Source organism: Janthinobacterium sp. BJB401 (assembly GCF_013372745.1).
Taxonomy (GTDB): domain Bacteria; phylum Pseudomonadota; class Gammaproteobacteria; order Burkholderiales; family Burkholderiaceae_D; genus Janthinobacterium; species Janthinobacterium rivuli.
The window spans coordinates 13,417-39,197 of sequence record NZ_JABXFH010000033.1 but is presented as its reverse complement, the minus strand read 5'-3'; the positions used below and the strand labels follow the sequence as shown (position 1 = coordinate 39,197).

General features: G+C 64.2%; 24 protein-coding genes. 16 read left to right on the top strand and 8 right to left on the bottom strand.

The genetic code is table 11. The features are described from left to right. Window positions 1–67: 67 nt before the first annotated feature. Window positions 68–991, top strand: a complete 924-nt coding sequence (locus HWE17_RS19705; protein WP_176389900.1) for a LysR family transcriptional regulator — start codon at window positions 68–70, stop codon at window positions 989–991. Window positions 992–1,006: 15 nt separating this feature from the next. Then, window positions 1,007–1,759: a DUF4303 domain-containing protein gene (locus HWE17_RS19700; RefSeq protein ID WP_176389899.1), complete on the top strand. Its 753-nt coding sequence runs from the start codon at window positions 1,007–1,009 to the stop codon at window positions 1,757–1,759. Window positions 1,760–1,762: 3 nt separating this feature from the next. Here HWE17_RS19700 and HWE17_RS19695 read toward each other — a convergent pair whose 3' ends face one another. From HWE17_RS19695 to HWE17_RS19665, 7 genes are all read right to left on the bottom strand, one after another. Further along, window positions 1,763–2,884 (bottom strand): metallophosphoesterase, encoded by a 1,122-nt coding sequence (locus HWE17_RS19695; protein ID WP_176389898.1) that lies wholly within the window; start codon window positions 2,882–2,884, stop codon window positions 1,763–1,765. An 80-nt stretch (window positions 2,885–2,964) separates the two neighbouring features. After that, on the bottom strand, window positions 2,965–4,479 hold the full coding sequence (locus HWE17_RS19690) for a response regulator (protein WP_176389897.1): 1,515 nt from the start codon (window positions 4,477–4,479) through the stop codon (window positions 2,965–2,967). Beyond that, entirely contained in the window at window positions 4,466–6,289 is a 1,824-nt protein-coding gene (locus HWE17_RS19685; RefSeq protein ID WP_176389896.1) for an ATP-binding protein, read from the bottom strand. Before HWE17_RS19685 ends, HWE17_RS19690 begins: the two co-directional genes overlap by 14 nt. Continuing rightward, complete coding sequence (locus HWE17_RS19680; RefSeq protein WP_255206320.1) at window positions 6,286–7,371, bottom strand: ATP-binding SpoIIE family protein phosphatase; 1,086 nt, start codon at window positions 7,369–7,371, stop codon at window positions 6,286–6,288. Before HWE17_RS19680 ends, HWE17_RS19685 begins: the two co-directional genes overlap by 4 nt. Then, the gene (locus tag HWE17_RS19675; RefSeq protein WP_176389894.1) at window positions 7,368–7,775 is read right to left on the bottom strand and encodes an ATP-binding protein; all 408 of its coding nucleotides are present in this window, start codon (window positions 7,773–7,775) and stop codon (window positions 7,368–7,370) included. The genes HWE17_RS19680 and HWE17_RS19675 overlap by 4 nt, the downstream gene beginning before the upstream one ends. A 37-nt stretch (window positions 7,776–7,812) precedes the next feature. Then, the gene (locus HWE17_RS19670; protein WP_176389893.1) at window positions 7,813–8,175 is read right to left on the bottom strand and encodes an STAS domain-containing protein; all 363 of its coding nucleotides are present in this window, start codon (window positions 8,173–8,175) and stop codon (window positions 7,813–7,815) included. A gap of 7 nt (window positions 8,176–8,182) precedes the next feature. Then, entirely contained in the window at window positions 8,183–9,061 is an 879-nt protein-coding gene (locus HWE17_RS19665) for an STAS domain-containing protein (RefSeq protein WP_176389892.1), read from the bottom strand. A gap of 213 nt (window positions 9,062–9,274) precedes the next feature. Here HWE17_RS19665 and HWE17_RS19660 point away from each other — a divergent pair, with 213 nt between their 5' ends. The 4 genes from HWE17_RS19660 (at window position 9,275) to HWE17_RS19645 (ending at window position 13,029) form a co-directional block, all read left to right on the top strand. Next, window positions 9,275–9,688 (top strand): hemerythrin domain-containing protein, encoded by a 414-nt coding sequence (locus HWE17_RS19660; RefSeq protein WP_099402142.1) that lies wholly within the window; start codon window positions 9,275–9,277, stop codon window positions 9,686–9,688. A 43-nt stretch (window positions 9,689–9,731) separates the two neighbouring features. Continuing rightward, a complete protein-coding gene (gene hmpA, locus HWE17_RS19655) occupies window positions 9,732–10,913 on the top strand; it encodes an NO-inducible flavohemoprotein (RefSeq protein ID WP_176389891.1) in 1,182 nt (393 codons plus the stop codon). Between the two features lie 128 nt (window positions 10,914–11,041). Further along, on the top strand, window positions 11,042–11,350 hold the full coding sequence (locus HWE17_RS19650) for a DUF485 domain-containing protein (RefSeq protein ID WP_099377336.1): 309 nt from the start codon (window positions 11,042–11,044) through the stop codon (window positions 11,348–11,350). Then, complete coding sequence (locus HWE17_RS19645) at window positions 11,347–13,029, top strand: cation acetate symporter (RefSeq protein WP_176389890.1); 1,683 nt, start codon at window positions 11,347–11,349, stop codon at window positions 13,027–13,029. Before HWE17_RS19650 ends, HWE17_RS19645 begins: the two co-directional genes overlap by 4 nt. A 61-nt stretch (window positions 13,030–13,090) precedes the next feature. Here the strand turns inward: HWE17_RS19645 and HWE17_RS19640 are convergent, their stop codons facing one another. Then, window positions 13,091–13,546, bottom strand: coding sequence for an Rrf2 family transcriptional regulator (locus HWE17_RS19640; protein WP_035819341.1), 456 nt, complete (start codon window positions 13,544–13,546; stop codon window positions 13,091–13,093). A 341-nt stretch (window positions 13,547–13,887) separates the two neighbouring features. On the opposite strand from HWE17_RS19640, the gene ppc reads away from it, so the two are divergent. From ppc to HWE17_RS19590, 10 genes are all read left to right on the top strand, one after another. Continuing rightward, window positions 13,888–16,641, top strand: coding sequence for a phosphoenolpyruvate carboxylase (gene ppc, locus HWE17_RS19635; protein WP_217916825.1), 2,754 nt, complete (start codon window positions 13,888–13,890; stop codon window positions 16,639–16,641). 109 nt (window positions 16,642–16,750) lie between these two features. After that, window positions 16,751–17,761 (top strand): type I glyceraldehyde-3-phosphate dehydrogenase, encoded by a 1,011-nt coding sequence (gene gap, locus HWE17_RS19630; RefSeq protein ID WP_176389889.1) that lies wholly within the window; start codon window positions 16,751–16,753, stop codon window positions 17,759–17,761. Between the two features lie 86 nt (window positions 17,762–17,847). Continuing rightward, a complete protein-coding gene (gene pyk, locus HWE17_RS19625; RefSeq protein WP_081922461.1) occupies window positions 17,848–19,308 on the top strand; it encodes a pyruvate kinase in 1,461 nt (486 codons plus the stop codon). A gap of 156 nt (window positions 19,309–19,464) precedes the next feature. Continuing rightward, window positions 19,465–19,638: a hypothetical protein gene (locus HWE17_RS19620; RefSeq protein WP_176389888.1), complete on the top strand. Its 174-nt coding sequence runs from the start codon at window positions 19,465–19,467 to the stop codon at window positions 19,636–19,638. Between the two features lie 59 nt (window positions 19,639–19,697). Then, on the top strand, window positions 19,698–20,180 hold the full coding sequence (locus HWE17_RS19615) for a DUF3617 family protein (protein WP_099402137.1): 483 nt from the start codon (window positions 19,698–19,700) through the stop codon (window positions 20,178–20,180). A gap of 134 nt (window positions 20,181–20,314) precedes the next feature. Beyond that, complete coding sequence (locus HWE17_RS19610) at window positions 20,315–20,821, top strand: sigma-70 family RNA polymerase sigma factor (RefSeq protein WP_278316052.1); 507 nt, start codon at window positions 20,315–20,317, stop codon at window positions 20,819–20,821. After that, the gene (locus HWE17_RS19605) at window positions 20,818–21,783 is read left to right on the top strand and encodes a FecR domain-containing protein (RefSeq protein WP_176389887.1); all 966 of its coding nucleotides are present in this window, start codon (window positions 20,818–20,820) and stop codon (window positions 21,781–21,783) included. Before HWE17_RS19610 ends, HWE17_RS19605 begins: the two co-directional genes overlap by 4 nt. Before the next feature lie 222 nt (window positions 21,784–22,005). Continuing rightward, the gene (locus HWE17_RS19600) at window positions 22,006–24,465 is read left to right on the top strand and encodes a TonB-dependent siderophore receptor (RefSeq protein ID WP_255206319.1); all 2,460 of its coding nucleotides are present in this window, start codon (window positions 22,006–22,008) and stop codon (window positions 24,463–24,465) included. A 74-nt stretch (window positions 24,466–24,539) separates the two neighbouring features. Further along, window positions 24,540–24,908 (top strand): hypothetical protein, encoded by a 369-nt coding sequence (locus tag HWE17_RS19595; RefSeq protein ID WP_099402134.1) that lies wholly within the window; start codon window positions 24,540–24,542, stop codon window positions 24,906–24,908. Continuing rightward, window positions 24,905–25,561, top strand: coding sequence for a hypothetical protein (locus HWE17_RS19590; RefSeq protein ID WP_176389886.1), 657 nt, complete (start codon window positions 24,905–24,907; stop codon window positions 25,559–25,561). Before HWE17_RS19595 ends, HWE17_RS19590 begins: the two co-directional genes overlap by 4 nt. Window positions 25,562–25,781 lie beyond the last annotated feature (220 nt).

Sequence of the window (25,781 nt, the reverse complement as noted above, 5' to 3'; positions counted from 1 at the left end):
GCGCTAGACATCAATCTCTACAATCACTTTCAACCATTGCTATCAAATGGGCGGGTAGAATAGGCGCATGGAAGCCCTCAATCACTTGCAATCATTCGTGCTGTCTGCCGAGCTGGGCAGCTTTTCGGCCGCCGCGCGCCGCCTGGGGTTGACGCCGGCGGCCGTCAGCAAGAACGTGGCGCGGCTGGAAGCGAGTCTGGGACTGCGGCTGTTCCAGCGCAGCACCCGCCGTTTGACCCTGACGGAAGGGGGCGAGCGCTTCCTGCAGCAGATCGGCGGCGCCCTGTCCACCTTGCGCGAAGCGATCGCCGGCGTGGCCGAAGAGGGCGGCCAGCCGGCCGGCATCCTGAAAATCAGCATGGCGCCATCGTTCGGGCGCAGCTACGTGGTGCCCTTGCTGGGCGACTTCATTGCGCGCTATCCTGGCGTCATCCCTGACTGCCATTTCGACAACCGGCAAGTGGACTTGATCGGCGAAGGCTTCGATGTCGCCATCGGCGGCGGCATCGAACTGACGCCGGGCGTGGTGGCGCGGGAACTGGGCCACGCCCACATCGTCGCCACGGCGTCGCCCGCCTTCATGCAGGGCAAGGCCATGCCCGCGCATCCGTTGGACCTGGCGCACTTCGACGGCGTGGCGCGCCGCTCGGCCGGCAGCGGCAGATTGCGCAGCTGGATACTGCGCGATGGTTCCGGCGGCGAAGGCGTGGCCGAATGCCGGCCGCGCGCCATCTTCGACGATCCGGAAGCGATGGCGCAGGCGGCCATCCTGGGCGTCGGCGTGGCGCTGCTGCCCATGCCGCACGCGCTGGCCCACTTGCGCAGCGGCGCCCTGGTCCGCTTGCTGCCCGGCTGGCACGCCGATTCCGGCCCCCTGTCCGTGTACTATCCCAGCAAGAAACTGCTGCCCGCGAAGACGCGCGTGTTCGTCGATTTCTTGCTGGAGCAGTTCCGCCAGCGTGATTTCGCCGCGCAGATACGGCCCGATTAAATAATGAAAAATCTTATGCCTGACAATTACAGCCTGTTTTACACCTTTGATGGCGATGTACCCACCCGCTTCCGGGAAGTGCGTGTCTTCGGCACCACCGTGTGGACAGCCGCCGGTGCGGCCATGACCTGGGGCGAGGAGACGCGCACGCAGTATGCCAGCGTAGCCGAAGCGCAGGCCGCGTATGTGGCGCATTGCCAGGCCGCCCTCGACGAAGGCTATACGCTGGCGCGCGCCATGCTCGTCGACCCTGCCATCTTCGATTTCGCGTTGCTGCAAACCCTGGTGGCGGACGCCGCGCGCCGGGCTGTCGCTGCCGTGCGCCGTGCCCATCCCGGCCAGCACATCGACGCTTTCGCGCTGGTCAGCGACGACAGCGCCATGACCATCGGCCCGGCGGCCAACAGCCGCGAAGCGCTGGCCGCCTCGGAATACGGCGAAGAGATGTTGTGGAATCCGGCCGAATGGGCGTTTGAGGACGGGGTCGCGTATTTCGACAGCGCCTACCGTTTGCTGCTGCAGGCGCACCGCGACTTGCCGTTCGACGTCGATTTCAGCACCCTCCGCAGCGGCGTGTTCGAGGCCTGCATCGCGGCGCTGGCGCAGCTCGATGGCGAAGGCTGTTTTGGCGCGGGAGTGCAGCGCGACGATTTCGTACTGCTGTTCGAGGTCAGCGACAGCGAAGCCGTGGAAGGCGCCATGGCACGATTGAATCCGCCGGCCGTGGTGGCGCGTTTCGAGGCGTGGATGACCAGTTGCGCGGAGTAACGCTTACGCTGCCACCAGCCTCAGTCTCGTAATCTCCGCTGGCGCGCCGATGCGTTTCGGCGGGCCCCAGTAACCGGTGCCGCGGCTCACATAAATCCACAAGCGGCCTTGCCGGTGCAGTCCCGCCACATACGGCTGCTGCAGCGGCACGAACAGGTTCCAGGGCCAGAACTGGCCGCCGTGCGTATGGCCCGACAATTGCAGATCGTAGCCGGCCGCTTCGGCCTCGGGCGCGCTGCGCGGCTGGTGCGCCAGCAGTATGCGGGGGAGATCGGCCGGTGCGCCGGCGATGGCCGCTTGCGGGTCGCTTTTCTGGGCAGGGTCGAAACTGCCCGCATTGAAATCGGTGACGCCGGCCAGCGCCAGGCGCGCGCCGTCGTGTTCAAGGACCGCATGTTCGTTCATCAGTACGCGCAAGCCCAGGCGGCGGAACTCCGCCACCCACGGTGCTGCACCTGAATAGTATTCGTGGTTGCCCGTCACGAGGAAGACGCCGTGGCGCGCGCGCAGCTCGCCCAGCGGCGCCGTATGGCTGCCCAGTTGCGCCACCGTGCCGTCGACCACGTCGCCCGTGATGGCGACGATGTCGGCCCGCAGGCCGTTGGCGCGCGCGACGATGGCTTCCACGTAGGCGCGCTTGATGGTGGCGCCCACGTGGATGTCGCTCAGTTGCACGATGGTCAAACCCTGTAAGGCGGCCGGCAGGCCGGCGATGGGCACCGTCACTTCGCGCACGCGCGCCACCCTGCGGGCGTTGATGAAACCGACGGCGGTGGCCAGCAGCGCCAGAACGAGGACGGCCACGGCGGACGCCTGCGCGTGCGTGCGGGCGGCGGGAATCAGCAGGGTGAGTTCGCGCAGCACGGTGAGCACGAACAGCGAGGAAAAAAAGCCCATGCATAGCGAGCCGGCCCAGCTCAGGCGGTCGGCCAGGCGCGCATCGTTGGTGACGGCGCGGGCGAAGATGGTCATCGGCATGAGCATGGTCGAGGCCAGCAAGACGGCGCCGCCCAGCAGCCAGCCGGCCAGGCCGACGGGCAGGGCCGGCAGCAGCAGCCAGCCGAGCAGGGCGTGCAGGGCGCCCAGTATCATGGTGATGCGCAGCAGCGGCGTGCGGGTTTTCATGTGATGGTTCCAGAGGTGAGGCGGCCGCCGATTATAGCGGACGCCCTGGCAACGCGCAGCCGCCATCCCCGCCATCGCGCTCAGGGCGCGATATGCAATCCCAGCATGGCCAGCTTGCCGAAATCGACGGGTTTGGCAAAGTGTTCATTGAAACCCGACGCCAGGGCCGCCTGCCGGTCGTGTTCCTGGCCATAGCCGGTCAGCGCGACGAGCAGGAATTGCTGCGGTATCGGCAGCTGGCGCATTTTGACGGCCACGTCGTAGCCGCTCATGTCGGGCAGGCCGATGTCGAGAAAGACGATGTCGGGCTTGAATTCCAGGGTGCGCTCGGTCGCTTGCGTGCCCGTGTAGGCCGTGCGCACCGTGTGGCCGTACATTTCCAGCAGTTCGGCCAGGGTGTCGGCCGCATCGCAGTTGTCGTCGACGACGAGGATGCGCTGGCTGCCGCCGGTGGCCGCTTCCGGCACCGGCGCGGCCGGCTGCGGCAGGTTGGCGTCGAGCGGCAGGATGACTTCGAAGGTGCTGCCCAGTCCCACGCCGGGGCTGTGCACGCTGACCTGGCCGCCGTGCAAGGTCACCAGATTGCGCACCAGCGACAGGCCGATGCCCAGGCCGTCCTGCACCCGGTCGGGCGAGTGGCCGCTTTGCTCGAACAGGCCGAAGATGCTGTCGATATTGGCGGCGGCGATGCCGATGCCGTTGTCGCTGAGGCGGATGCGCACATTGTCGCCTTCGCGCGCGGCGGTGATGGCGATGCGCCCGCCCGGCGCCGTGAACTTGGCCGCGTTGAGCAGCAGGTTGGCGACGATCTGCGACAGGCGCACGGCGTCGCCGCAGACCCACAGTTCTTCCTTGGGCAGGTTCACGTCCAGCGCATGGCCGCGCGCTTCGACGCTGTGCGAACTCGTCTCCAGCGCGCTGCGGATGACGCTGGCCAGGCTCACGCTTTCCCATTGCAGCGAGATCTTGCCCTGCGAGATGCGCGACACGTCAAGCAGGTCGTCCACCAGGCGCACCAGGTGGTCCGTGTGGCGGCCGATGGTGCGGCGCGCATTGTCCTGCACGGCCGGCACGACGGGGTCGAGCTTGCACAGCAGGGCCAGCGCCGTGCGGATGGGGCCCAGCGGGTTGCGCAATTCGTGCGCCAGGGTGGCCAGGAATTCATCCTTGCGGCGGTCCACGTCGCGCAGCGCGCGCTCCACGCGGCCCAGGCGCAGCAGCGCCTTGACGTTGGCGATCAGTTCATCGGCCTCGATCGGCTCGACCAGGTAGTTGTCGGCGCCGCCATCGAGGGCGCGGATCTTGTCGGCCGAGCCGATGCAGGAAGCGGACGTCTGCAGCACCAGGATGGTGTTGGTCTCGGCGCCGCCCTTCAATTGGCGGCACACTTCCAGGCCGTTGATGTCGGGCAGCTTGACGTCGAGGAGGATCAGGTTCGGGCGGTCCTGGCGGGCGCGCAGCAGCGCGTCGCCTCCGTTCGAGGCTTCGATGACCTTGAAGCCGGCGCGTTTGAGGATGCGCGACTTGGCGTAGCGTGCGCCATCGCTGTCATCGACGTTCAGGATCAGAGCATCGCTGTTGTTATCCGGTAGCATGCGCATTGTCCCAGGTGGTTGTGCCTTGCGGCGGAACCGGCTCTTGCCGGTGGTGTGTATTGCCGATCAGCGCGCGCAGGGTCGCCAGCAATTGCTGGCGCGACAGCGGCTTGACGTAGTAGGCGTCGGCGCCCAGGGCCAGGCCCTTGCGCACGTCGTCGATTTCGGTGGCGACGATGACGGGCACCTGGCGCCGCAGCGGATCGTTTTTCAGCTCGGCCAGCCAGTGCCAGGCCGTTTCGCCGTGCAGCATGATGTCGAGGATGACGGCGGCGGGACGCTGCTGTTCCCAGCGCTCCTGCGCCTCGCGCACGCTGCGCGCGGGAACGACGCGAAATTCGCTGCCGGCCAAAAATTTTTCATACAGCAGGCGCACGGGCGGATTGTCTTCCACCACCAGCACGCCGATGCGCTGGTCGTTGCCATTGTCGTTGGCCGGCGCGCTGGGCGGCAGGCTGCCTTCGGGCGCATGGTAGCTGGTGGGCAGGACGACGGAAAACAGCGAGCCCTCGCCAGGCGTGCTTTCCACGCTCACCGTGCCATTGAGCAGGGTGGCCAGGTTGCGGCACAGGGGCAGGCCCAGGCCCGTGCCCTTGACCTTGCGCTGCATGTGGTTTTCCACCTGGCTGAATTCCTCGAAGATCAGCTGCACGTCTTCGGCGGCGATGCCCAGGCCCGTGTCGGAGACGGAAAAGCGGATGGCATCCTGCTCCGGCAAGCTCGTGGCGCTGACGATGATGGCGCCCGCTTCCGTGAACTTCAGGGCGTTGGCGATGAAGTTGCGCAGGATCTGCGACAGCTTGCCTTCATCCGTGTGGATGTGCAGCGCCGGGTCGGGATCGATGAAGGTCAGGCTGAGCGACTCGGACACCAGCAGCGGGCGCAGCATGCCGCGCAGGGCGCTGAACAGGTCGGCCACCTGGAAACTGTTGGCGTGCACGTCGACCTTGCCCGCCTCGATCTTGGCCAGGTCCAGCAGGTCGTTCACCAGATCGCTCAGGCTGACGGCGCTTTGCAGGATGAACAGCACCTGCTTTTCCTGTTCCTCGGACAGCTCGCCGTCGATGCGGTCGAGCAGCAGCTTGGACAGGGCGCGGATGGAGCTGAGCGGCGTGCGGAATTCATGGCTCATGTTCGACAGGAAGCGCGATTTCATCTGGTCGGCGCGGCGCAGGTGGTCGGCTTTTTCATCGAGTTCCGCGAACAGCGCCACCACGCCACGGTTGGTGTCTTCCAGTTCGCGCGTCAGTTGCAGCAGGTCGTCCTGGCGCGTCTTCAGTTCGGCCAGGGTGGTCAATAGTTCGCGGTTCTGCTGCTGCACTTCGGACAGCGTGATATCCGAGGGCAGCGCCTGCAGGCTGCCGGACAGCGTGCCGATCATGCTCCCGTCGAGCAGGGGCGCGTCGCGCGGAAACAGCTTGTGCAGCGTGATGTGCGTGCCGTCGCCCGGCGTGCTGTGGATATGGCAGCGGTCCATCAGGCGCTGTGCGCCCAGGATGCCCAGGCCCATGCCCGTCGGCGAGCGGTAGGTGCCGGCGAATATGCGGTCGAGCTGCGCGATGCCGGGGCCCTGGTCCTCGATGCGGATGCTGAGTACCTGCGGCGCCGTCTGGCCATCGATGGCGAAATGCACCTTGCCGCTGCCGGCGTAGTTGTAGACGTTGCGCGCCAGTTCCGACACGGCCGTGGCGATGCGCACCTGGTCCTGCACGCCGAAGCCGCACAGGGCGGCGATCTGCCGCGCGCGCTGGCGCGCTCCCACCACATCGAGTTCGCTGCCGATATGGGCCGTCAATATGCGTTGCGTCATGTTGTTTCGCTCCTTTCCGCACCGGCCGGCAGGTGCTCCTCGTGTTCGCGCAGCACCACCACCGTGACGTCGTCGCGCCCGCGCGCAAAATCGCGGTACAGTACGGCGGCGACGAGGCTGGGGTGGCAATGCGCCAGGCCAGGATACTGTTCCAGGTCCCAGCGCGTGTGCAAGCCGTCCGAGTGCATGATCAAAGTCGCGCCCAGCTGCCACGGATAGCAGAATTCCTGCACCTTGCGCAGGTTGCTGCCGACGATGCCGTTGTGCGACAGCAGATGCCGGCGCTGCTGCGCATCGAAGGCGCAGGCGGCGATGTTGCCCACGCCCGCATAGCGCAATTCGCGGCGCGCGCTGTCGATGTGCGCCACCGCCAGGGCCGCGCCGCGCGTGGTGCGCAGGGCGCCGTGGGCCAGTTCGATGAAGGGGGCGGGCAGGGGCGGCAAGCCGGGTGTGTCAGTTTCCAGCAAGGCGCTGGCGCGTTCCGAGGCGCGCGCCGCCAGCGGGCCGTGACCCAGCCCATCGGCCACCAGCAAGCTCAGTTCATGGCCTTCGCAGACCACGTTCCAGGCGTCGCCGCACACCTGTTCCGAGGGCAGCGGCAGGCACACGGCGCCGACCTGCCAGTTCGGATGGGCGGGAATGGCGCTGCTGGCGTGCTGCCCCCAGACCACCACCATCAGCACCGTGCCCTTGCCGGGCGCCGTGTACAGGTCGAATTCCTGGCCCAGGCGGCGTATCGCGCCCAGGCCCACGCCATAGGTGCCCGTGGTGGAATGGCCATCGGCCATGTGCTGGCGTACATTGCCCATGCCGGGGCCGTTGTCGATGGCCAGCACCTCGATGCCGCTGGTGCCGCCGCGCAGCACCTTGCGCAGCAGGATCTCGCCGCGTTGCGCGTGCTTGACGATGTTGGTCGCCGCCTCGCTGATGATGATGGCCAGCTGGCCCGTGCGCACGTCGTCGAAACCGATGCGCCGCGCCAGTTCATTGCCGGCGCGGCGGGCCGCGGCGATTTCGCTCGGTTCGCTGATGGGAAAACTGCGTTGCCTGGCTATGTCAGGGGCTTGCTCGATGTGGTTCAAAACAGCTTCCATTTCGCGATGGTGACGGTGGTGCCCGCGCCGGGCGCCGTGTCGATGTGAAATGCGTCGGCCAGGCGCTTGGCGCCGCCCAGCCCCAGTCCCAGTCCGCCGCCGCTGGTGTAGCCATCGGTCAGCGCCAGGGGGATATCGTCGATGCCCGGTCCCGCATCGACAAAGCGCAGTTCCAGTCCCTGCCGCCCGCCATCGCAGACACGCGCGATGCGCGCTTCGCCGCCGCCGCCGTAGCGCAGGGTATTGCGCGCCAGTTCGCTGGCCGCCGTGATGATCTTGGTCTGTTCGATCAGGCCAAATCCCATGGCGACCATGCTGTCGCGTACCTGCTTGCGCAGCCGCACGACGTCTTCGTCGCTGTGCAGGGGCAGGATCTGCTGCGCCTGTTGCATTCCTGCCTGTGCCTGCGCGCCTAGCATGGCGCCCCCGTCATGCGCATGCGCCGCCCCGTTCGAGCATCTTGATGCCCCGCTCCACGTTGAGCGCCGTGCTCACGCCGTCCAGGGTCAGCCCCAGCTCCACCAGGGTGATGGCGACGGCCGGCTGCATGCCGACGACGACGGTGTGCGCATCGAGGATCTTCGCCATCGCCGCCGTGTTGCTGATCATGCGGCCGATGAAGGAGTCGACGATGTCGAGTGCGGAAATGTCGATCAGCACGCCCGTGGCGCGGTCCGTCACGATGCGGGTGGTCAGGTCGTCCTGCAAGGTCATCGCCAGGCGGTCATGCATGTCCACCTGTATCGTCACCAGCAGCAGGCGGCCCATGCGTAAAATGGGGATTCTTTCCATAGGCGCCTCAGTGTGGTTGCTGCTGGTAGGTGATGCTGGAGCCCGTGCGTTTCAGGGCCACGACGAAAGCGTCGGCCAAGGTGGCCTTGGTCATCACGTCTTCCAGGTTGACGCCCAGGTGCACGATGGTTTGCGCGATCTGCGGGCGGATGCCGCTGATGATGCAGTCGGCGCCCATCAGGCGCGCGGCGGCGATGGTTTTCAGCAGGTGCTGCGCCACCAGGGTGTCGACGGTGGGCACGCCGGTGATGTCGATGATGGCGATCAGGGCGCCCGTATCGACAATCTTTTGCAGCAGGCTTTCCATCACCACCTGCGTGCGCGCGCTGTCGAGGGTGCCGATCAGGGGCAGGGCCAGCACGTTTTGCCACAGCTGCACCACGGGCGTGGACAGCTCCAGCAATTCCTGCTGCTGGCGCAGGATCACCTGTTCGCGCGCCTTCTGGTAGATGGCGATGGTCAGCAGGCCCAGCTCGTCGAACAGTTTGCTGGTGCTGACGATGGCGTCGCCCAGCTGGTCCGGCTGCGCCGTGATCGCCTTGCGCAGGTAGCCGAACAGCGGCTCCTTGAGGGCGAACATGAAGCTGGCCGTGTCGATCGGCGAATAGCCCTGGCGCACGCGCGACTGCGATATTTCAGCGAGCAGCTGGCGCGTATCGTCCCAGGCGCCGCCTTCGAGATCGAACGAGTCGCCGCTTTCCAGCGCGCCCGCCAGCAGCGGCAGCAATTGCGATGCCTGCTGGCGCAGCTCGTTTTCGGCGATCTTGTCGCGCCGCACCAGGCGGGCGATCAGGCCGGCCATCCAGCCGTCCAGCAGTTCCGTGTGGTGTTCGTTGATGATGCCGGCCAGTTGCTGCGCCTGGCCCGTGCCCGTTTTGTTTTTCATGCTGATCCTTGGCTGGAGTGGGGGTTGCGGCACGGCCGCAAACGGGCCCGCGCTGTGATGAAGAAATTATAGGCAGACATGGCCGCAGCTTGTGTTCCATGCCGCACATAGTGGCCATGTCAGTATGAAATACTGGCCATTTAAAGATGCATGTAATTTGCATGTTTAAGCGAATTCCGCTACACTGGCAACACTCAACAAGAGAAACACGCCATGAATATCGACAAATTCAAACAGCAGCACCTGGACATCCTGGCCGCCATCGACGACTTGCGCCAGCTGGCGCGCGGCGGTGTGGCCGCGCAGGCACAGGCCATTGCCGAACAGATCATCGCCATGAGCGGCTTGATCAAGCTGCACCTGGCCGTCGAGCAGCGTTACCTGTATCCGGCCGCGCAAGCGTCCGGCGTGGCCAAGGTGGCACAACTGGGACGCCAGTACGAAAACGAAATGCACGGCATCGCCGGCGCCTACCTCGATTTCGCCGGCCGCTGGAATACGCCAGTGCGCCTGGAAGCGGAACCGGAAGCCTTCCGCAGCGAAGCCAATACCGTCCTGCACGCGCTGTTCCAGCGCATGCGGCGCGAAGACCATGAGTTATATCCAGCCGTAGAGACGCTGGCCTAGACCGATTACTTACATTCTACTTACATTCTCACAGGAGTTCCACATGCTGACCCAAGAACAACGCGCCATCATCACGGCCACCGTCCCCATCCTCGAGCAGGGCGGCGAAGCGCTGACGCGCCACTTTTACAAGAACCTGTTCCGCGACCATCCCGAAGTGCTGCCATACTTTAACCAGGCGCACCAGCACAGCGGCGACCAGCAGCGCGCACTGGCCAATGGCGTGCTGATGTATGCCAAACATATCGATCAACTCGATGCGCTCGGTGACCTCGTGTCGATCATCGTCAACAAGCACGTGGCCCTGCAAATTCGCGCCGAGCACTATCCGCTGGTCGGCGCCAGCCTGCTGCAGGCGATCCGCGAAGTGCTGGGTGTAGAAGTGGCCAGCGACGCCGTCATCGATGCCTGGGGCGCGGCGTATGGCCAGCTGGCAGATATTTTGGCTGGCGAAGAAGGGCGCATCTACAAGGCGCAGGCGGCCGCGCCGGGCGGCTGGAGCGGCGCGCGCGATTTTCTGGTGAAAAGCAAGACGGTGGAAAGCGAAGAGATCACCTCCTTCCTGCTGGCGCCCGCCGATGGCCAGCCCGTGCTTGACTTTGCGCCAGGCCAGTACATCGGCGTGGTGGCCACGGTCGATGGCGTGCCCATGCGCCGCCAGTATTCCTTGTCGGCCGCCAGCAATGGCCAGACCTACCGCATCAGCGTCAAGCGCGAAGCGGGCGGCAAGGTGTCGACATTCTTCCACGATCATGTGCAGGCGGGCGACACGGTGCAGCTGACGCCGCCATCGGGCGACTTCGTGCTGACCGATAGCGACAAGCCGCTGGTGCTGATCAGCGGCGGCGTGGGCATCACCCCGACCCTGGCCATGCTGACGGCGGCCCTGCGCGGCAAGCGTCCCGTGCATTTCATCCACGCGGCGCGCCACCACGGCGTGCACGCGTTCCGCGCGCAGATCGACGAGCTGGCCGCGCAGCACCCGCAGTTGCAGCGCTTTTACTGCTACGCGGAACATGGTGGTGAACACGACGCGCCGGACGCCGTCGGCTTGCTGAATAAGGAGCAGCTGAATCACTGGCTGCCGGTCTCGCGCGACGTCGATGCCTATTTCCTGGGGCCGCAGCCATTCATGCGGGCCGTCAAGCAATACCTGCGCGAGCTGGGCGTGCCGGAACAGCAGACGCACCATGAATTCTTCGGACCGGCTGCCGCCTTGAACTGATTTTCTGCCTGCCTTGTGTTGTCCCTGCGAGAAAAAACGCTGCCGTAAGGGGCGGGTAAGTCTCGCGCTGTACTGTGAATCCAAGCTCGCACAAAAGAGCACGCTTTTACATAACAGGAGGCAACACAATGCATGACGATCTGGTTCAAAAAATCAAGGGCGACCCCAGCTATCATCAGCTGGTCAAGGTGCGTTCCCGCTTCGGCTGGGCGCTGACGGGCCTGATGATGCTGGTGTATTACGGCTACATCCTGCTCATCGCCTTTAACAAGGAATTTCTGGCCACGAAAACGGGCGCCGGCGTGATGACCTGGGGCATGCCGATCGGCCTGTTCGTCATCGTGTTTACCGTGCTGGTCACCGGCATCTATGTGCGCCGCGCCAACAAGCAATTCGACGACCTGACCAGCGCTATCCAGGCACGGGTGCAGGCATGAGCGCCGCCAAGCATGTGCTGCGCGGCGTGTCCTGTCTGAGCACCTTGGCCTTGCTCGGTGCCAGCAACGCCGCGTTCGCGGCCGGCGCCGACCTGGGCCAGGCAGTCAAGCAACCGACCAACTGGACGGCGATCATCATGTTCGCCGCCTTCGTCATTTTTACCTTGTTCATCACCAAGTGGGCGGCCGCGAAGACCAAGTCGGCTTCCGATTTCTACACGGCCGGCGGCGGCATCACGGGCTTCCAGAACGGCCTGGCGATTGCCGGCGACTATATGTCGGCAGCATCGTTCCTCGGCATTTCCGCCGCCGTCTTTTTGAACGGCTACGATGGCCTGATCTATGCCATCGGCTTCCTCGTCGGCTGGCCCATCATCACCTTTTTGATGGCCGAGCGCCTGCGCAACCTGGGCCGCTACACGTTTGCCGACGTGGCCGCCTACCGCTTCAAGCAGGCGCCGATCCGCATCTTTTCCGCTTCCGGCACGCTCGTCGTGGTGGCGTTTTACCTGATCGCGCAGATGGTGGGCGCGGGCCAGCTGATCAAGCTGCTGTTCGGCCTCGAGTACTGGATCGCCGTCGTCCTGGTCGGTACCTTGATGATGATTTACGTGCTGTTTGGCGGCATGACGGCCACCACCTGGGTGCAGATCATCAAGGCCGTGATGCTGCTGGGCGGCGCCACCTTTATGGCCGTGGCCGTGTTGGCGCAATTTAACTTCAGCCCGGAAGCGCTGTTCGCCAAGTCGGTGGACGTGCACGCCACCAAGGAAGCCATCATGGGTCCTGGCAGTTTCATCAAGGATCCGATCTCGGCCATCTCCTTCGGCATGGCGCTGATGTTCGGCACGGCCGGCTTGCCGCACATCCTGATGCGTTTCTTCACGGTGCCGAGCGCCAAGGAAGCGCGCAAATCCGTGTTCTGGGCCACCACCTGGATCGCCTATTTCTACATTCTGACCTTCATCATCGGTTTTGGCGCCATCGTGCTGGTGAGCACGAATCCCGAGTTCAAGGATGCCGCCGGCAAGCTGCTGGGCGGTAACAACATGGCGGCCGTGCATCTGGCCAAGGCCGTGGGCGGCAACGTCTTCCTCGGCTTCATGTCGGCGGTCGCGTTCGCCACCATCCTCGCCGTCGTGGCGGGATTGACCCTGTCGGGCGCGTCGGCCGTGTCGCACGATCTGTATGCGACCGTCATCAAGAAGGGCAAGGCGACGGGCGCCAACGAACTGAAAGTGTCGCGCGTGACGACGATCGTGCTGGGCATCATCGCCGTGGTGCTCGGTATCGCCTTTGAAAAGCAGAACATCGCCTTCATGGTCTCGCTGGCTTTCGCGATTGCCGCTTCGGCCAACTTCCCCGTGCTGTTTATGTCGGTGCTGTGGAAGGATTGCACCACGCGGGGCGCCACCATCGGCGGCTTCCTCGGCTTGATCACGGCCGTCGCGCTGACGGTGGTGTCGAAGTCCGTGTGGGTCGACGTGCTCGGCCATGGCGAAGCGCTGTTCCCGTATGCCTCGCCGGCGCTGTTCTCGATGACGGCCGGCTTCGTTGGCATCTGGCTGTTCTCGGTGCTCGACAAGAGCCCCCGCGCGCGCATCGACCGCGCCGGCTACGAAGCGCAGCAAATGCGTTCGGAAACGGGCATCGGCGCGGCAGGCGCCAGCGCGCATTGATGTAGAGGAGTTGCTGAAAGAAACAATGCCCGGTTCGCCGGGCATTGTTGTTTTTGCGCGCTTACTTTGCCACGCGCAGGGGAATCACGCCCGCCGCCAGCGCGGGCGCGCCCGGCGTCGCTTCGAGTATCGACGCCAGGGTCACCGTGTCGAGCACGGCCAGGAAGGCGGCCGTGGCCTGGCCCAGCTTGGCCTTCAGCAGGCAATCTGGTGTGAGCGGGCAGGTATTGCTTTCCTTGTTAAAACATTCCGCCATGAAAAAATCACTTTCCGTCTCGCGCACAACGGTGCCGATATTGATCTCGGCCGGGTCGCGCGCCAGGCGCAGGCCGCCATTTCTCCCGCGCACCGTTTCCACGATGCCTGACAGGCCCAGCTGGTGCACCACCTTCATCAAGTGATTCTTCGAGATGGAATGCAGGTCGGCGATGTCCTGGATGGTCACGAGGCGGTCGCGGTGCACGCCCAGGTACATCAGGGTGCGCAGGGTGTAGTCGGTATAGGCAGTCAGTCGCATGGGGTATCGTTCATAAGATGTGGATTACATCCTTGTTTCAACCGCAGCATACAGGAGAGTGCCGGCCGTGTGTGTTGCGCCGTCACTTTTCAGCCTCGAAAGACAAAAGTTGATTGCCTTTCGCTTAAATGCGTAGTAAATTTTCATATTGTTGCCATGGCAAACAGCTCGTAAGCCCTTGTAAGCCCTTTGGGTAGGATTTTTTTTGATGGAAATCAAGAGGATGGTGAAGCAATAAGGTAAATTTACTACAAATTCGACGATGGGCGTTTCCCGGGCCGGGAAGCGCGAACTACGCAATCTGTGCGGTGCCGCCGTGGCCGCCCCAGGAAATACATACCATGCAAATGAATGAAGTGAAAGACGAGCTGCTGAGCAGCGATATCCGCCAGCTGGGCCGTCTGCTGGGCGACGCCATCCGCAACCACCTGGGCGATCCCGCCTTCGAGCGCATCGAACATGTGCGCCAGCTGGCCATCCGTTTCCGCCGCGACAATGATGAAGCGGCGCGCGCGCAACTGTCGGACGCGCTGCAAGCGCTGTCGCAGGAAGAAACCACACAATTGACGCGCGCTTTCAGCTATTTCTCGCTGCTGGCCAATATCGCGGAAGACCAGCATCACATCCGCCGCACGCGCGCCCATTTGATCGCCGGCTCGCCGCCGCGCCAGGGTAGCCTCAGCCATGCCGTCGGCAATGTGTTTGACGCGGGCAAGGCCGATGCGCTGGAAACCTTCTTTGAAGATGCGTTCGTCAGCCCCGTCTTCACGGCGCACCCGACGGAAGTGCAGCGCAAGAGCATCCAGAATTGCCAGATGGCCATTGCCCGCCTGTTGAGCGAGCGCGACCGCGTGCAAATGACGCCGGAAGAGGCGGAGCAAAACGAAGAAGCGCTGGGCCGCGGCATCGTCACCCTGTGGCAGACGCGTTTGCTGCGCACGAGCAAGCTGTCGGTCATGGATGAAGTGGCCAATGGCCTGTCGTTCTACGACCATACCATCCTGCGCGAATTGCCGAAATTGTATTCCTCGCTGGAAACCATGCTGGCCCAGCGCGATGCCCGCTGGGAAGATGCGGAATTGCCCAATTTCATGAAAGTCGGCAGCTGGATAGGCGGCGACCGCGACGGCAACCCGTTCGTCACGGCCGACATCCTGCGCAGCACCCTGCAAACGCAGGCCGACAAAGTACTCGATTTTTACCTCGGTGAATTGCGCAAGCTCGCATCGCAGCTGTCGCTGGCGCAAATACTGAACGCCTGCAGCGAGCCGCTGCGCGCGCTGGCCGAACGCTCGGCCGATGCGTCGCCGCACCGCGTGGACGAGCCGTACCGCCGCGCCTTGCACGGCATTCATGCGCGCCTGGACGCCACGCGCGTGGTTCTCTCCGGCAAAGGCAAGCAAGCCGACGGCGTGCAGCCCTATGCGGCGGCTGCCGAACTGCTGGCCGACCTGGACGTGGTCCAGCATTCGCTCGTCAGCAATGGCTTGCGCGCACTGGCACGGGGCCGGCTGCGCCAGCTGCGCCGCGCCGTCAAGGTTTTCGGCTTTTCGCTGGCGCCGCTGGACTTGCGCCAGAATTCCGACGTGCACGAGCGCGTCGTGGGCGAACTTTTCGCGGGCGCCCAGCCGGGCCTGGTCTACCTGGACCTCGACGAAGAGCGGCGCATCAGCTTGCTGCTGGCCGAACTGGAATCGCCACGCCTGCTGACGTCGCCGTATGCGCAATACTCGGAAGAAACGACGTCCGAACTCGACATCTTCCGCGCCGTACGCGAAGCGCACGTCAAATACGGCCGTGAATCGGTGCCGAACTGCATCATCTCCAAGGCGGCCAGCGTCTCGGACTTGCTGGAAGTGGCTTTGCTGCTGAAAGAAGTGGGCTTGCTGCGCCAGGACAGCCGCGAAGTGGACGTCAACATCATTCCCCTGTTTGAAACCATCGACGACTTGCGCGCCGGCCCCGCCATCATGGCGCGCGCCTTCGGCTTGCCGTTCTACCGTGGCTTGCTCGAATCGCGCGCGGACCAGCAGGAAGTCATGCTCGGCTATTCGGACAGCAACAAGGACGGCGGCTTTTTGACGTCCGGCTGGGAACTCTACAAGGCCGAGATCGAGCTGGTGACGGTCTTCAAGCAATACCAGATCAAGCTGCGCCTGTTCCACGGCCGCGGCGGTTCCGTGGGCCGTGGCGGCGGACCCAGCTATGAAGCCATCCTGGCCCAGCCGGCGGGGGCCGTGCAGGGACAGATCCGCCTGACGGAGCAGGGCGAAGTCATCACGGCCAAGTATGCAAACCCGGAAGTGGGGCGCCGCAACCTGGAAGTGCTGGTGGCTGCCACCATCCAGTCGACCCTGTTGCCGCAGGCACAGCTGCAGCCGAAGGCGTCGGCCGGCGCTGGCCACCTGGCCGCGATGGAAGAGCTGTCCGGCACGGCCCTGAACGCCTACCGCGACCTCGTCTACGGCACGGAAGGGTTTGAACAGTATTTCTGGGAATCGACGGTGATCGCGGAAATTGCCGCCCTGAATATCGGCAGCCGTCCCGCCTCGCGCAAGAAATCCACGTCCATCGAGGATTTGCGCGCCATTCCCTGGGTGTTGAGCTGGGCGCAATGCCGCTTGATGCTGCCGGGCTGGTTTGGTTTCGGTTCCGCGGTGCAAGCCTACCTGGCAGCCCATCCCGCCGATGGTGCGGACGTGCTGCGCGGCATGTACACGGACTGGCCCTTCTTCACGTCCTTGCTGTCGAACATGGATATGGTGCTGGCCAAGAGCGACATCGCCATTGCCGGCAAGTATGCGGAACTCGTCAAGGATAAAGTATTGCGCGAGGCCATCTTCACGCGCATCCGTGCCGAATACGCGGCCACCCTCGACGCCTTGAAACTGATCACGGGCCAGGAAGAGTTGCAGCAAGCTAATCCGCTGATGCAGCGGTCCATACGCAACCGTTTCCCGTATATCGATCCGCTCAATCACGTGCAGGTGGAGCTGTTGAAACGCTTCCGTGAGGGCAAGCAGGATGCGGCGGCGCGCACGGGGATTCATTTGTCGATCAATGGGATTGCGGCGGGATTGCGGAATAGCGGTTAATTTTTAGGGCAGACCCGCCGAAAATCCGGGGTCAGACCCGGCGGGTCTGACCCCAGCTTTGCACTCTGGGTGGCTTTACGAACTCAGCAGAAAACATCAAGGAGACAGCATGACCATCAAAGTTGCCATCAATGGCTATGGCCGCATCGGCCGCAACGTCTTGCGCGCGTTTTATGAAGGCGGCAAGCAACAGGATATCGAAATCGTCGCCATCAATGACCTGGGCGACGCCAAGTCGAATGCCCATCTGACGCGCTACGACACGGTGCACGGCAAGTTTCCCGGCGTCGTCACCATCGATGGCGAAAACATGCTCGTCAATGGCGACCGCATCCGCGTCTTCGCGCAGCGCGACCCGGCCCTGATACCGTGGGGCGAACTTGGTGTCGATGTGGTGCTCGAATGCACGGGTTTCTTCACGACCAAGGAAAAAGCGTCAGCCCATTTGAAGGGCGGGGCGAAAAAAGTCATCATTTCCGCACCGGGCGGCAAGGATGTGGACGCCACCATCGTGTTCGGCGTCAACCAGCACGTGCTGAAAGCCGCGGATACCGTCATTTCCAACGCTTCGTGCACGACGAATTGCCTGGCGCCATTGGTCAAACCCCTCAACGACGCCATCGGCATCGAATCGGGCCTGATGACCACCGTGCACGCCTACACGAATGACCAGGTCTTGTCTGACGTGATGCATGAAGACTTGCGCCGCGCCCGCTCGGCCACGCATTCGATGATTCCCACCAAGACGGGGGCGGCGGCCGCCGTCGGCCTCGTCTTGCCGGAACTGAATGGCAAGCTCGATGGCTTTGCCATCCGCGTGCCGACGATCAACGTGTCGCTGGTCGACCTGTCCTTCATCGCCAAGCGCGAAACCAGCGTCGAGGAAGTCAACGCCTTGCTGAAAACGGCGTCGGAAGGCGCTTTGCAGGGTATTTTGACGTACCAGACGGAACCGCTCGTTTCCATCGATTTCAACCACAACCCGGCTTCGTCGAACTTCGATTCGACCCTGACCAAGGTTTCGGGCCGCCTCGTGAAAGTGTCGTCGTGGTACGACAACGAGTGGGGCTTCTCGAACCGCATGTTGGACACCACGGTCGCCCTGATGGCGGCCAAGTAAGAACGTAGTACCGCTGATCCAGCGCACCAGGACGGCCGGCCCACAAGGCTGGCCCTTGTAGCAACTTATTTTAGAAAGCAGCAACCATGACCATGCAAGTACAGCAACGCGCCACCAAGATCGTTTCCACCATCGGCCCCGCTTCGAACGATATCGACACCCTGGTCCGCATGTTCAAGGCCGGCGTCGACGTCGTGCGCCTGAACTTTTCGCATGGCAAGGCGCAAGACCATATCGACCGCGCCCGCATGGTGCGCGAAGCGGCTGCCCTGTGCGGCCGCGAAGTGGCCATCATGGCCGACTTGCAAGGCCCGAAGATTCGCGTCGGCAAGTTTGAAGAAGGCAAGATTTTCCTGGAAAACGGCGCCAAGTTCATCCTCGACGCGAAATGGGGCGAAAACGGTGAACTGGGCAATCTCGAGCGCTGCGGCCTCGACTACAAGGAATTGCCGCGCGACTTGCGCGCCGCCGACGTATTGCTGCTCAATGACGGCCTGATCGTGCTGACGGTCGACAAAGTCGTCGGCAGCGAAATCCACACCACCGTCAAGATCGGTGGCGAGTTGTCGAACAACAAGGGTATCAACCGCCAGGGCGGCGGCTTGTCCGCGCCAGCGCTGACGGCCAAGGATATGGAAGACGTGAAAACGGCGATGAGCTTCCAGGCCGATTACGTGGCCGTGTCCTTCCCGAAAAACGCCACCGACATGGTCATGGCGCGCCAGCTGGCCAATATCGCCGGCGAAGCGTGGGACCACAAGCCGATGATGATCGCCAAGATCGAACGCGCGGAAGCCATTCCTGCGCTGCAAGAAATTCTCGACGCCTCCGACGGCATCATGGTGGCCCGCGGCGACCTGGCCGTGGAAGTGGGCAATGCGGCCGTGCCGGCCTTGCAAAAACGCATGATCAAGATGGCGCGCGCGTCAAATAAACTGGCGATCACGGCCACGCAGATGATGGAATCGATGATCGTCAACGCCGTGCCGACCCGCGCGGAAGTGTCCGACGTGGCCAATGCCGTGCTCGACGGCACGGATGCCGTCATGACGTCGGCGGAAACGGCGTCGGGGCGTTATCCGATCGAAACGGTGGAAGCGATGGCCGCCATCTGCCTGGACGCGGAGAAATGGGACACTTGCAAGCTGGACGCCGATTTCCTCAACGCCACGTTCTCGCGCATCGACCAGTCGATCGCCTACGGCGCCCTGTTTACGGCCCACCATTTGCGCGTCAAAGCGATTGCCACCCTGACGGAATCGGGTTCGACGGCACTATGGATGAGCCGTTGCAACATCGACATCCCCATCGTCGCCCTGACCCCGAGCGTGGGCACGCGCCGCAAGCTGGCCCTGTACCGCAACGTCAGCACCCTGGAACTGACGTCCGGCACCGACCGCGACAAGGTCTTGCAGCAGGCGGAAGATTTGCTGGTCGAGCATAAAGTCGTGGCCAAGGGCGACACGGTCGTGCTGACCTGGGGCGAGCCGATGGGCAAGGTCGGCGGCACGAATGCACTGAAAATCATGAAGATCGGCCAGCACTGACCGTCTCGCCCGCCGCCAGTCGCCTGCAGCCTTAAGAATGGCTGAAAAACAGGCGCTTGGCCACCCGCCGCAATGGCAGATGCCCAATCTGCCATTGCGGTCGCCACATTTCCGTGTCAGCATGGCTTCCTGCCCTCCAGGGCGCATCCGGAGTTCATGATGACCGAGTACTTGCCTGCCTTGATCTGGTCGATGTCGGCCTTCGCTTGCCTCTTCATCGCCAAACGCCGCGCCTTGCGAATAACGGCCATCCGTGCCGTCCTGGTGGTGTTTCTGGGTCCTTTCGCCATTCCCTTCGTGCTGGCCGCAAGGCCCGAGATGCACGGCTAAGCGTGTGGCCTGCACGCGTTCCTCTTTGCTATAGTCAAGTTTTTAGCTGAGGAATGCCCATGCAGCGCAGCGCGCCCCTGTTTTTGATGACCATCCTTGCCCTGTCCACGGCCACGTTCGCTTCGGCGGCCGAGCCGGCGCAGCGCCTGCAGCGCGCCACCGGACTGTGGAAGGTGACGCCCGCCACCTCGCCATTTTCCTGGGAAATCTGCGTCGACCACGCGCGCGACCGGCTGATCGACGACGACCTGTGGTCCGATTTCGAACAGGAATGCAAGATCGAGTCGCACAGCCGCCAGGGCGATAGTTACCATTTTCAATCCAGCTGTCCGGACGCCAGGCTGGCCGTCACCTTCAAGGGCGACCTGGCCAAGGCATATACCCTGAGCGCCGACACCACCGTGCAAGTCAATGGCAAGAGCGAAGTGCAGCGCACGGAACTGGCGGCCGTGTTCCAGGGCGCTTGTCCGGCTGGGCTGGCGCCGGGCGCGAAGAAAATGCGCGGCGGCATGGTGATGAAGAGCTTGTACATCAACCGCTAGAAGATTGCCGCCACGCTGAAACAACAGTTTCCAGGGAGAGGCAGGCATCGGCATTGACGCCATAGGCAATGATTTGTGATAATGAGAATTATTATCAATTAGCCGCGCCTTGCCTTGCGCGCATCGGAGTCCCAGTGAACATTGCGCAGTCCAGCGAGTCGATAGCCGGCATTTACAGCCACCACCATGGCTGGCTGATGCGCTGGCTGCGCGCCAAGCTGCAGTGCGCCGACCATGCGGCCGACCTGGCACACGATACCTTCGTGCGCCTGCTGACGGCGCCGCCGGAGAACCGGCAAGCCTTGCGCGAACCGCGCGCCTATCTGACGACCGTGGCGCAGCGCCTGCTGATCGATCATTACCGGCGCCTGTCGCTGGAGCAGGCCTGGCTGGAAACGCTGGCGCAGCAGCCTGAATTGCTGATGCAGTCGCCGGAAGAACGGCTGCTCGTGCGCGAAGCCCTGCAGCGCATCGATGCCATGCTCGACGGCTTGCCGCCGCCGGTACGCAGCGCCTTCCTGTTGGCCCACGTTGACGGCCTCGGCTACGGGGAAATCGCCCGGCGCCTGGCCGTGAGCGAGCGCAGCATCAAGCGCTACATGGTGCAGGCGTTCGAGCGCTGCATCCTGCTGATCCTGTGAGCGCCATCGATCCCCGCGCCGCACGCGCGGCGGCGCAATGGCTGGTGCGCCTGCACGGGGGCGCCTTGACCCCAGACGAGCAGCAAGCGTTCCAGGCCTGGCGCGCCAGCGATCCCGCGCATGAAACGGCCTGGCAGCGGGCCGAACTGGTGTGCAGCACCCTGGCCAGCGTGCCGCCCGCCCTGCGCCAGGCGGCGGACGCGGCGGTGCCGTCGCCGCAGCGGCGCGCCGTGCTCTACGGCCTGGCGGGGCTGATCGCGGCCGGGCCGGCCCTGTGGCTGGCCAGCCAGTCGGCGCCCTGGCAAGCGTGGCGCGCCGGCATCCGCACGGCCAGGGGCGAAATCCGCCACATGACATTACCCGACGGCACGCAGCTGGTGCTCAATACGGACACGGCCATCGACGTGCGTTTTGACGCCGCGGCGCGACTGGTGGACTTGCATGCGGGTGAACTTCATGTTGCCACGGCGCACGACAGGGCCGTGCCGGCGCGTCCGTTTCTCGTGCGCAGCAGCAATGGCGCCGTGCGCGCGCTGGGCACGCATTTCAGCGTGCGCCAGCGCGGTACTGTGCTGGCGCCGCGCACCGAGGTCAGCGTCAGCGAGGGGGCCGTCGAGATCGCGCCATCGCAGGCGCCCGAGACCTTGCACAGGGTCGATGCGGGCCGGCAGGGCAGTTTCGACGACGTCGCCGTTTCCGCCTTGACGCCACTGTCACCGCATGCGGATGCCTGGCTGCGGGGCGTGCTGATCGCCGAGCGCATGCCGCTTGGCGAGGTGCTGGAACAGGTGGCGCGCTACCGCTATGGCGTGCTGCGCTGCGATCCCGCGCTGGCCGCCATGCCCGTGGACGGTATCTTCCAGCTGAACGACCCGGACAACATCCTGCTCTTGCTGCAGCGCTCCCTGCCGATCCGGCTGGCGCGCCGCACGCGCTACTGGATCAGTGTCGAGGCGGCTTGAGCTGGTCGGATTACGCGTGGCCTTGCCCCGCTAAGCCGACCTACGCCTGTCGGGTATGGTAGGTCGGCTTAGCCCGTAGGGCGTAAGCCGACGTGCTCCAATTTACTTCTTGCCTGTCCCTTTTTGCGGATTGCTTCGTCATACAAGATAGAGAACGAACAATCCGAACCATCGAAAGGGCTTTACATGGCTTTGCAGCACCGCAGTTTGACAACGGCACGCATGACGCTCCATCCCACCACCGGCGCCGTGCGCGCCGCGCTGGTTCTGTTCCTCGCCGTGGGCGCCGCCGGCGCCGGCTTGCCGCAAATGGCGCTGGCCGCCGAGTCCGCCCCGGCCGTCACCGCGCGCGACTATCATATCCCCGCCGGCAGCCTGCGCGATGCGTTGCCCGCGTTTGCCATCGCCGCCGGGATCAATCTGTCCACCCAGGGCGTGGCGCTCGACGGCATGGCGACGCCGGGCTTGCAGGGGCGCCATGGTGTCACGGCCGGCCTGCAAAAACTGCTGCAAGGCAGCGGCCTCGAAGTGACGGATGGTGGCAATGGCAATTACCTGCTGCGCAAGATCAATGCCAGCACGGCCGATGGCGGCCTGGCCAGCATGCCGGCCGTCGTCGTCAGCGCCGAAGCCGACCGCGCCACGGAAGGCACGGGGCTATACACGTCGAGGAATATGTCGACGGCCACAGGCTTGAACCTGTCGCAGCGCCACACGCCGCAAACGGTGAACGTCATTTCGCGCCAGCAAATGGAAGATTTCGATCTGACCACCCTGCAGGACGTGGCGCGCGCCACACCCGGCATCTATGGCAAGACGCAGGGCGTGTCCGACCAGGAAACCAGGTATTTCGCGCGCGGCTTCGCCTTGAGCCACGTGAATGTCGATGGCTTGCCGCTCGACGTCACGGATTTCAATGAGCGCAACGTCTCCGCCGACATGCTGATGTACGACCGCGTGGAAGTGGTGCGCGGCGCCACTGGCCTGATGGAAGGGGCGGGCGCGCCGTCTGGCAGCATCAACATGGTGCGCAAGCGTCCCACGGCCACGCCTTTGCTGGACGCCTCCATTCACCTGGGCAGCTGGAAGGACCGGCAATTGACGGTGGACGCCAGCAATGCGCTGAACGACTCGGGCAGCGTGCGCGGGCGCGTGGCGGCCAGCCTGCGCGACAGCGATAGTTTTGTGGACGTGGTCAACAACAAGAACAGCACCGTGTATGCGATCGTCGAGGCGGACCTGACGCCATCGACCACGGCCGGCATCGGTTTTTCGCGCCAGCACAGCCGCACAGACGGCGTGTTCGTCGGCTTGCCGACCTTGCTTGACGGCCGTCACATGGACTTGCCCCGCTCGACTTTCCTGAACAATGCTGATTCCTTCCAGAAACGCGACAACAACGTCGTCTTCGCCGACCTGGAAACAAAGCTGGAGAAGGGCTGGCGCAGCCGCTTTGCCATCACGCATATCGACGCCTCGTCGGACACGCGCAATACCACCAACAGCCGCGTCGCTGGCGAAACGTATCTGCTGGAACAGTCGGAAACGGGCTGGAAGTACGGCACGAAGCAAGTGGTGGCGGACTGGCGCTTGAGCGGCCCCGTCACCTGGTTCGGCCGCCAGCATGACGTCATCGTCGGCGCCAGCTACCGCCATGACGATTCGGACGCGGCCCAGAGCTGGGAAGGCGCGCAAACGCGCGTGATCGATATCCGCCGCTGGAATCCGCGCGCCTACCGCATGAACGGCGCGCCATTTGAGCCGTACAACTGGGGCCGCAAGACGGACGAGAAGGGCCTGTACGCGGCCGGCAACTTCAGCCTGGCCGATCCGCTGCGCCTGGTGCTGGGCGGGCGCTTCGGCTGGTATGCGCAGGATGTCACGGGCTGGTATGCCACCAATCCGACGTGGCGCCGCAGCCTGACGGAGAACGCGAAATTTACGCCGTACGCTGGCCTCGTCTACGATCTGGACCAGCACCACTCCATGTATGCGAGCGGCACGCAGATTTTCGAGCCGCAAAGCGTGCTCGATGTCAAAGGCAGTACCTTGCCGCCGTTGAGCGGCACCAACCTGGAAGTGGGCGTCAAGGGAGAATATTTTGGCGGCAGGCTCAACGCCAGCGGCGCCTTGTTCCGCATCCGGCAAAACAACCGCGCCATGACCGATGAAGTCAATTGCCCCACGGGCGGCCCCATCTATTGCGCCCGCGCGGCCGGGCAAGTGCAAAGCGAAGGCGTCGACTTGCAATTGTCGGGCTCGCCATTGCCGGGCTGGCAGATTTCGGGAGGCTACACCTATGTGCTGGCCAAGTACACGAAGGACAGCGTGGCCGCCAACATCGGCCAGCGCATCGCCACCGATGAACCGAAGCAATTGTTCAAGCTGTACACGAACGTGCAGCTGAGCGGCAGCCTGGCGCCATGGAATGTGGGTGCCTCCGTGTACGCGCAGGACAAGATCTACCGCCGCGATACGGCTTACCTGACGCGGCAGGGCGGCTACGCCATCGTCGGGCTGACGGCCGGCTATCGCATCAATGAGCAGTTGCAGCTGCGCGTGAACATCGATAACGTGCTCGACCGCCGCTACTACCAGGCGCTCGGCTATTCCTGGTCGGGCGGGCTGGAACGCCACGGCGCGCCGCGCAGCGTGCTTGTCTCGCTGAACTACAAGATGTAGCGGCTGCGCCAGCAGAGCGCGCCCGTGCGGGCGCCTCTGCTACACTGCCGCCGTCTTTATCTTTCCCCTTTGCCATGACCGCCATCCCAGTCCTCACACCCCTGAAAAGCGCCTTCCAGCAATCGCGCGCCGAGAATAACATCGAGCTGATCCTGCCTGAACTGCTGGCCGCGCAACTGCACGTCGTGATCGGCGGGCAAAGCGAGCAGATCGACCTGTTCCTCGTGCCGTCGCCCAATCCCGAGCGCCAGTGCGTCACGGTGGCGGAAGACCTGGCCTTCCTGGCCGGCATCGCCTTTCCGAAGATTCCCGTCACGGGTGCGCAATTGGTCGCCTCGATTCCGGCCGAGATCGAAATCGTCATCCTGCATGGCGACGGCGCCAATTACCTGACGCGCGAGCAACTGGCGTGGTTCCGCGGCATGCTGGCGCAGCATACTTGAGCGGCATTCCCGCCAGGCGATTCAAGCCGGCGCGCGCGGAATGGATACGCTTTGCGGCCGCCGACGATGCCAGCGCGCAAGCGGCGATGCTGGCCAATCTGCGTCCCGTGCTGTGGCGCAGCGTGCTGCTGGGCGGCTGCGCCCTGATCCTCGCCTTTGTCGGACAAGCCGTCTGGCGCGATGCGGCGTACGCGGGCGAGGCAGTGCTGCTGCTCCTGCCGGCGCTGGCCGCATGGATCGTCGGCCTGTTGGTGCTGACTGGCCCCGCGCTGTCTTTTCATGTCAAGATCAACGACGCCGGCCTGCTGCTGCGCCGGGTGGCGCGGCGCCTGCCTGGCCATGACAAGGTGCTGCAACTGGCGCCGCGGCAGATCCGCGCGCTCGAGGTAGTGACCTACGCGGGCGCGGTGAATGTCTATCGCGGCGGGCCGCCGATGGCGCGCGTGGAGCTGCTGCTGCACACGACCCTCGGCGACTGTCCGCTGATCCGCGTGGTGGGCATGGATCTGCCCGTGCCGCAGCGCTGGTCCTTGCGGCAGATCACCGACGAGCTAAGCGACCGCTGTACGCTGGCCGGTATCCCTGTGGCCGTGCGGGCCGGTCCCACTTATCAGGCATCTGCCGCGATACGCGCGCAGTGGCCGCCAGCCTGAACAGACGAACGCTGTCGCATGGCGACCTCGGAATATTGCCTTTCTTGCCATAATATTGCTGAAGTCCTATGAATATGTTCGCAAAGCAACTATACTCATGGCTCTTTAAAAATCATCGTCACGCTGGCGGCCAGCCATCCGCGCCAGAGTTCGTACGCATTCCGCTTTTTCCCTCTGTAAAAAGCACCTTTCCCCCGCGCGGCAGGCGCGGGCGTGATGA